Genomic DNA, 7,224 nt, shown 5'->3' with positions numbered 1-7,224 from the left:
GTCTCGGATTTCGCCGCGACGATGGAGAGCCCGTCCGCCCTCCTGGATGCGATGAAAAACCATCCTTCGATCCGGCCGCTGATCGCTGGCTCGGAGGTGAAAGAATATGCCGCCCATCTTATCCCCGAAGGTGGTTACAGGGCCATTCCGCAGCTATTCGGCGACGGTTGGGTCATCGTCGGCGACGCAGCGCAACTGAACAATGCCATTCACCGTGAGGGTTCGAACCTTGCCATGACCTCGGGTCGTGTCGCGGCTGAGGCGATCATCAAAGTCAAAAGCCGCAACGGTCCTATGACCAAAGCGAACCTTGCGCTCTACAAGACGATGCTGGATGACTCCTTTGTGATCAAGGATCTTAAGAAATACAAGGACATGCCAGCCTTACTCCACACCAATTCCAGCAACTTTTTTGACAGCTATCCGCGGTTGATGTCGCATGCCGCTCAGACCTTCATGCGTGTCGACGGCACGCCGAAGATCGAGAAGGAAAAGAACACCACGGCCGCCTTCATCAACGCGCGCTCGCGCTGGGGGTTGGTCAGCGACGCGGTCCGCCTGGCATTGGCATGGCGCTGAAGAGGGTACAAGATGACGATCGCAGTGACGAAGGTTCGTGTCGAGGACAAACTTTACCAGAACCGCTATCTGGTCGATTCCGGCCGCCCCCATATCATAGTGCGACCGCACGACAAGCCAAGCGCGAACTTGCTTGCGTTGACCTACGTCTGTCCGGCGAAATGCTATGAGTTGAATGACAAGGGTCAAGTCGAGATCACCGCCGACGGCTGCATGGAATGCGGCACCTGCCGGATATTGTGCGAGAAAGGCGGCGACATCGAGTGGAACTATCCGCGCGGCGGCTTTGGTGTCCTGTTCAAGTTCGGATGATCAGCCGGTGCCAAGAGCATGCCGGCAGCGAGCAACTGCGGCACACCATGAGCCTCTCCATCCACTTGCAAAGAGCTAGTGAATATTGGGTTTCGCAATTCAAGTTTCCTCGACTTGGTAGGGGTATCCTCAGGCCACGGGGCGCCTGTGCCGGACTTACCACCGGTAACGTGGTCGAGCCCCTTTGGACAATGTCCGGCCATCGTGCCGGATGGCAGCCACAACGGCCGGTGAGCAAATGGAACGGCACAATCCATGATAAAGACGTATGTGCTAGTGCATGGTGCCTGGCATGGCGGATGGTGTTGGCGGGACGTCGCCGCCAATCTTCGCAAGATGGGATGCCACGTGACCACGCCTACCCAGACAGGTGTCGGCGAACGCGCACGTTTGCTGTGCAAGGACATCACGCCCGACACATTCGTGACCGACATCGTCAACCACATTGTAACGGAAGAGCTGAGCGATGTGATCCTTGTCGGTCACAGTCTAGGCGGCATCAGCATCACCGGCGCCGCCGACCGGATACCCGACCATATCAGCCATCTCGTTTATCTCGACGGCGCCATCGTCGAGAGCGGTCAAAGTGTATTCAGCACCATGCCCCCCGACATCGTCGCCGCCCGTCGAAAATTGGTTGCGGAGGAAGGACGGGGTATCTTCATGCCGACTCCGCCGCCAACAGCATTCGGCACTCCCGAGGGACACTCGCTCACGGACTGGGTGCGGCGCCGGATAACACCGCATCCGGCAGGCACCTACGAAAGCGGACTTAAGCTCGAGCACCCGCTCGGCAACGGCAGACCCCGAACCTATGTCGTCTGCACTAATCCACTCCACCCGCCGATGGCGGGAGCGCGAGAATGGGTCGCGAAGCAGGATGGCTGGGCGTGGCAGGAACTCGCCACTGGCCACGACGCAATGATCCTCGCGCCGACGGAAGTTGCTCTCCTTCTTAGCGCTGTCGGCTGAGGAACCAAGTAGGGGGAGCGGCGGCCGATTCTCAGGCCGTGGCCTTGAGCTCTGGTGCAAGGATGTAGGCCCAACGGGTCGTTCCGGTGGCGCCACCGAAACCACTAGGCGGGAGTGGCCTGTCCTGCCGACGTCGCAAGCTTGCGAGCGTTCCGCCGCGGCCGCAGCCCGTAGCGCCGGGCAACCTCCGAGATCACCGCGTCGGCTCCAGGGTCTCGGAGATGACTCCGTGCCTTGTCGTCCATCGACCAATGCCGCCGACCAACAGCGCCGTTGATCACCCTCGAAAACGCCGAGGCTGCCGCTCAGGGTCAATCGTAAGTTCAAGTTCAGACACAAGCCGATCTCCGATCCACCTCAGAATCGGCAGGCCCACAGATCGCGGGTCCTCCTGGAAGGACACAGCGCTTACCCTTGAAATATGGAGAACCATGGCTTTGCGCCGTCGGCAGTTGAGCTGATCTCGCAATGCTATTTCCCCGGCAACGTCCGCGAGCCGGAGAACTGCGTGCTTGGCGTTCTCCTCTGGAAGGAACCAATCTTTCGGAACGTGGCAATGTCATCGACGAGCTCTCACGGGCCAGCACGATGCCGGTTCGGCGCATCGGCGCCCGCCTGAACACGAGATGGCCACTTGCGATTCTAACGATACGGCCGGACGGGGGCTGGGACCGCGGCGGACGAAGCGTGACGGCTGATCGACACAATGGAGAAGGCCGGCTGGGTTCAGGCTAATGCGGCTCGAATTCTCGGCCTCAAGCTGCGACAAGTCGGCTAGGCGATACGCCGGCATAGTATCGAGGTGAAGGAACTTCTAAGAGCCTGATGAGCCAATCGTCAGGCCAGTGGTCTTGCGCGCCCTGTGCGCGACAAGGAGTGCTTCGTGCTTCTGAACGGATTTGGACTTGCACTGTCGCAAGCAGGACAAAATTGTGTCGCGCCGGCCTGACACAATGCGATATCGACCCGAATAGTGAACTGAAGCCGCTTTTTTCAGTTGGTATGGCTCTTGCACCTTGAACCGCGACGTTACCAGCAACGGAGCCGTTTGATGTCCTCACCGACAGTTTCGATTGAGGGGCCGACTAGCACGACATCCGAGGGTCTTCTGGCAGCCGCGAAATCCGGTGGCTGCGCATCGTCTTCCTACGGCTCGTCGCCGACCAGCCCGGGCGAAGAGGATCCGGCTATTTGGGAAAGGATCAAGGATCACCCCTGCTTTTCGGAGGAAGCGCATCATTATTTCGCGCGTATGCATGTGGCGGTCGCGCCGGCTTGCAATGTCCAGTGCAACTATTGCAATCGCAAATACGATTGCGCCAACGAGAGCCGGCCTGGTGTTGTGTCTGAGAAGTTGACGCCCGACCAAGCGCTACGCAAGGTCATCGCCGTTGCCAACAAAGTTCCGCAGCTTTCGGTTCTTGGCATCGCTGGGCCGGGGGATGCCTGTTACGATTGGGAGAAAACGAAGGCAACGTTCGACCGCGTCATCAGGGAAATCCCCGACATAAAGCTGTGCGTCTCCACTAATGGGCTCGTGCTGCCGGACCATGTCGCCGAGCTTGCCGAAATGAATGTTGATCACGTGACGATCACCATCAACATGGTCGACCCGGAAGTCGGCGCGAAGATCTATCCATGGATCTTTTATGAAAATCGCCGCTACTTCGGCATCGAAGCCGCTCGAATCTTGCACGCGCGGCAGATGCTGGGCCTGGAGATGCTGAGCGCGCGCGGCATCCTCACCAAAATCAACTCGGTGATGATTCCTGGAGTGAACGACCAGCACCTGTTTGAGGTGAACAAAATGGTCAGGGAGCGGGGCGCGTTTCTGCACAACGTGATGCCTCTGATTTCGGACCCGGCGCACGGTACCCACTACGGACTCATCGGGCAGCGCGGCCCAACGGCAACGGAGATGATGGCTCTTCAGGATCGACTTGAAGGTGGCGCCAAGTTGATGCGCCACTGCCGGCAGTGCCGGGCAGATGCTGTCGGCCTGCTCGGTGAAGATCGTGGCCAGGAATTCACGCTGGACGGTATTCCCGACGATGTCGCCTACGATGCTGGCAAGCGTCAGGCCTATCGGCAGGTGGTCGCACACGAGCGCCGTGATCATGAGGCGGCGAGGAGCGAGGCCATCGGTATGGTCAAGGCAACAGACTCCGAAAAGTCGCTTCTGGTTGCGGTGGCCACTAAGGGAGGTGGACGGGTCAACGAACACTTCGGCCACGCGAAGGAATTCCAGGTTTATGAAGTCTCGCCTAGAGGGATCAGCTTGGTCGGGCATCGGAAGGTCGAGCGGTATTGCCTCGGAGGCGGGGGCGAAGACGCCATCCTCGAGGGCGTCATCGCAGCGCTCGAAGGCATACACATAGTGCTATGCGCCAAGATCGGAAATCGCCCGAAGGAACAACTCTCGCGAGTTGGACTGCGCGTAACCGACGCCTATGGCCATGACTACATCGAGACCGCAGTCAGCGCACTTTACGCGGCAGAGTTTGGGATCAGACCACTAGCGGCGACGGCCTGAGCCGTCTCGTCCGATAACCAGGAGTTAGAATGGCTTTAAAGATCATCGCATCCCAATGTACCCAATGCGGGGCCTGCGAGTTCGAATGTCCTTCGGAAGCGATCAAGTTCAAGGGCGACGCCTATGTGATCGATCCAAACAAGTGCACCGAATGCAAGGAGGCCTTCGATACGCAGCAATGCGTGTCGGTCTGTCCGGTACCGAAAACCTGCGTTCCCGCTTGATTCCTACCGAAACGGTCGGGTTCGCCGCACGACGACGCCTGCAACCCGCGACCACAACAAAAGCCTCGAGAAAGGAATGGACAGCATGTGGTCCAGACGCGAACAGGAGGTCGAAATCGGCAGACCGCCACGGTTCATGCAGGGTGAGCGGGTCCGTGCGATACGCCACATAAAAAACGACGGCACCTATCCCGGCAAGGAGATCGGCGAAAACCTCGTGCGGAAGGGCGACGAAGGCTACGTGCGCGACATTGGAACCTTTCTCCAGCAATTCTTCATCTATGCGGTCGAATGGATCGATCGTGGCACGGTCGTCGGCATGCGAGCGCGCGAACTCATTAGCCTCGACAAAGTCGAGGTTCCCTGCGGAGCTGAAGGCATTTCCAACGGGGGAACAGCCGGATGAAAGTAATGATTCGCAGGACCGCTACTGGCTTGTCGGCTTATGTCCCCAAGAAGGATCTCGAAGAGCCGATCACCGAGATTGAGAACGCTGACTTATGGGGCGGGACCGTGACGCTCAGGAACGGTTGGCGGCTCATGCTGCCCGACCTTCCGCGCGACACGCGTTTGCCGATCACCGTCGAGGCGATGAAGATTTCCGACGGGGCCTGATGCCGGTGGGTTCAGTGGCGGAGAGGAAACGCGTATGAACACGATGCTGAGCTGGGACCATCTCGTCGTCGTCCGGGGCAGTTTTGCCAAAAAACTGATTGACCTGCTGAACGGCGCTCTCAAGGCCGATCGAGTGATCCCCTATCTCGGTCCTGGTCTTCTGCAGCTTAACCCACCGGAATCCCCTGTACCTTGCACCCCTGAAGATGTCGCCGCGGCCCTCAACAAGCGGGCGCCTGCCCCTTCCAGGATTCGCACCAATATGTGGTCGGTCGCGCAGTTTATCGAGCAGCGCCGACATCGTCGGACTCTCCAAGCGTGGATGGCGGAGATATTCGCAGCCCCCGCCGAGCCGACCGTTCTTCACGCCTGGCTCGCAACCCTTCAACTGTCTGTCATCATCGACAGCTGGTACGATGGCGCCATGCGAGCAGCCCTTGCAGAGGCCGGCCAAACAGACGTTGTCGAGATACAAGGAACGACGCGCGCGACCGGAATCGGTAACATCTGGACGAGAACTTACGATTTGTCAGGAACAGAACTCGAGGCCGAACAAGTGGCTAGGACGGTGCTCTATGCGCCGCACGGCAGCGTCAGGCCGGCGGCAAACTTCCTCGTGGCTGATTCCGATTACGTCGAAGTCCTAACCGAAATTGATATCCAGACGCCGATCCCGGACGCGGTGAAGCAACGGCGCGTCAACCGGGGTTTTTTCTTCGTGGGCTGCCGCTTCAACGATCAGATGCTGCGCACATATGCCAGACAGCTGATGAAGCGCTCCACTGGCCCACATTTTGCGGTGATCGATTCGGCTACGCTGACCAGAAACGAACGTCGTTTCCTTGCCGAAGGCGCAATCACGGTCATCGACATGCCGATCCGCAACGCCGCGGCTCGCCTCGTCGGGGTCGATGCTAGCCAGGATTAATGGCCGGCGATTGCTGGTGAGTCGCTGCTTGCCTCCAAGGGCGAAAACTCAGTTGGGAATACATTCGTGAGCAGTAATGCTAGTGGCAGCACAACGTAGGCTCTGAATTCGTTGGGCCATGTGAAAGGGTCCGCTGCTGCGGGACGTGAGCACGTTGCGGCGGCATTACGCACATGATCTTGTGACCCCCGTGGCAAAAGAACTGAAGCGCCCGAGTCGCGACAACATATGCAGCGCTCAATGGCTTCGACAAAAATTCGGCACAGTTTCGACAGTTCGCATGCACCTCCAGGGTCAACGAGGTTGATTATGCCTGTTTATGTGGGTCGGCCACGCGAGCAGGAATTCCCACTACCTTTGCCCCGGCGGGAACATCTCGTGTGACCACGCAGCCAGCGCCTACCACTGCATTATCACCAATCGTGACGCCAGGCAGAATGATTGCTCCACCGCCGATCCAGACACGGCTGCCAATGTGAACAGGACGCCCGACCTGCAGGCCGGCCTGCCGCTGCTCGGCATCATGTGGATGATCGGCGGTATAAATCTGCACAGCAGGCCCAATTGCCGTTCCTTGCCCGATTTTGACCTCTACCACGTCAAGAATAACGCAGTTGAAGTTGATGTAGGCATTGGCTCCAATGCGGATATTGAATCCGTAGTCGCAAAAAAAGGGCGGACGGATGACCGTTCCGCGCCCAACCTCTCCCAGCCGCTCGGACAAAAGCTCATGCCAATGCCCCGTGGTCTGCCCCAGCGTATCATTGTACCGCTTGAGCCAAGCCCCGGTTGCCAACAGGTCAGCTTGGATCTCCGGATCCGCCGCATTGTAAAACTCGCCTGCGAGCATCTTTTCTTTTTGGCTACGCATCATAGTCTCCCGTCAGGTCGTGTCCCGTACAGTGATGCAGGAACGCACATCAAACTGCCTCGGCAACTTTGTAACTCGATCTTGCCGGGCGCGCGGTCGGTCACGAGCCGGGGCGACAGTTTCGTCTCGACCAACTTCCAAGAATTTGGATATCGGAGATCAACCGGTCGCAGGGGCCAATACCTGTCTC

The 7,224-nt window shown here is 58.8% G+C and carries 9 protein-coding genes and 1 pseudogene; 9 read left to right on the top strand and 1 reads right to left on the bottom strand.

All coding sequences use genetic code 11. The annotated features are described in order from the left end of the window. From EN935_RS15560 to EN935_RS15515, 9 genes and pseudogenes are all read left to right on the top strand, one after another. Window positions 1–579, top strand: a 579-nt coding sequence (locus EN935_RS15560; RefSeq protein WP_164771148.1) for an NAD(P)/FAD-dependent oxidoreductase, incomplete at its 5' end; no start/stop codon positions are given. A 12-nt stretch (window positions 580–591) separates the two neighbouring features. Beyond that, window positions 592–891, top strand: a complete 300-nt coding sequence (locus EN935_RS15555; RefSeq protein WP_024505235.1) for a ferredoxin family protein — start codon at window positions 592–594, stop codon at window positions 889–891. 255 nt (window positions 892–1,146) lie between these two features. Continuing rightward, complete coding sequence (locus tag EN935_RS15550) at window positions 1,147–1,863, top strand: alpha/beta fold hydrolase (protein ID WP_063169392.1); 717 nt, start codon at window positions 1,147–1,149, stop codon at window positions 1,861–1,863. Between the two features lie 691 nt (window positions 1,864–2,554). Next, window positions 2,555–2,641, top strand: a pseudogene (locus EN935_RS15540) (helix-turn-helix domain-containing protein); the annotation flags it as partial. A 273-nt stretch (window positions 2,642–2,914) separates the two neighbouring features. Continuing rightward, on the top strand, window positions 2,915–4,396 hold the full coding sequence (gene nifB, locus EN935_RS15535; protein WP_063169393.1) for a nitrogenase cofactor biosynthesis protein NifB: 1,482 nt from the start codon (window positions 2,915–2,917) through the stop codon (window positions 4,394–4,396). Between the two features lie 29 nt (window positions 4,397–4,425). Next, window positions 4,426–4,620, top strand: a complete 195-nt coding sequence (locus EN935_RS15530) for a 4Fe-4S binding protein (RefSeq protein WP_024505232.1) — start codon at window positions 4,426–4,428, stop codon at window positions 4,618–4,620. Between the two features lie 85 nt (window positions 4,621–4,705). After that, the gene (locus tag EN935_RS15525; RefSeq protein WP_024505231.1) at window positions 4,706–5,026 is read left to right on the top strand and encodes a nitrogen fixation protein NifZ; all 321 of its coding nucleotides are present in this window, start codon (window positions 4,706–4,708) and stop codon (window positions 5,024–5,026) included. Then, window positions 5,023–5,235: a putative nitrogen fixation protein NifT gene (gene nifT / locus EN935_RS15520; RefSeq protein ID WP_024505230.1), complete on the top strand. Its 213-nt coding sequence runs from the start codon at window positions 5,023–5,025 to the stop codon at window positions 5,233–5,235. Before EN935_RS15525 ends, nifT begins: the two co-directional genes overlap by 4 nt. A gap of 34 nt (window positions 5,236–5,269) precedes the next feature. Continuing rightward, a complete protein-coding gene (locus EN935_RS15515) occupies window positions 5,270–6,163 on the top strand; it encodes an SIR2 family protein (RefSeq protein ID WP_024505229.1) in 894 nt (297 codons plus the stop codon). 307 nt (window positions 6,164–6,470) lie between these two features. On the opposite strand, the gene EN935_RS15510 is transcribed toward EN935_RS15515, so the two are convergent. Then, window positions 6,471–7,037, bottom strand: coding sequence for a sugar O-acetyltransferase (locus tag EN935_RS15510; protein ID WP_024505228.1), 567 nt, complete (start codon window positions 7,035–7,037; stop codon window positions 6,471–6,473). Window positions 7,038–7,224: the final 187 nt, after the last annotated feature.

Origin of the sequence: Mesorhizobium sp. M7D.F.Ca.US.004.03.1.1 (genome assembly GCF_003998635.1) — a bacterium.
Taxonomy (GTDB): domain Bacteria; phylum Pseudomonadota; class Alphaproteobacteria; order Rhizobiales; family Rhizobiaceae; genus Mesorhizobium; species Mesorhizobium loti.
The sequence above is the reverse complement of the archived record's forward strand: the minus strand, read 5'-3'. Positions and strand labels throughout refer to the sequence as shown.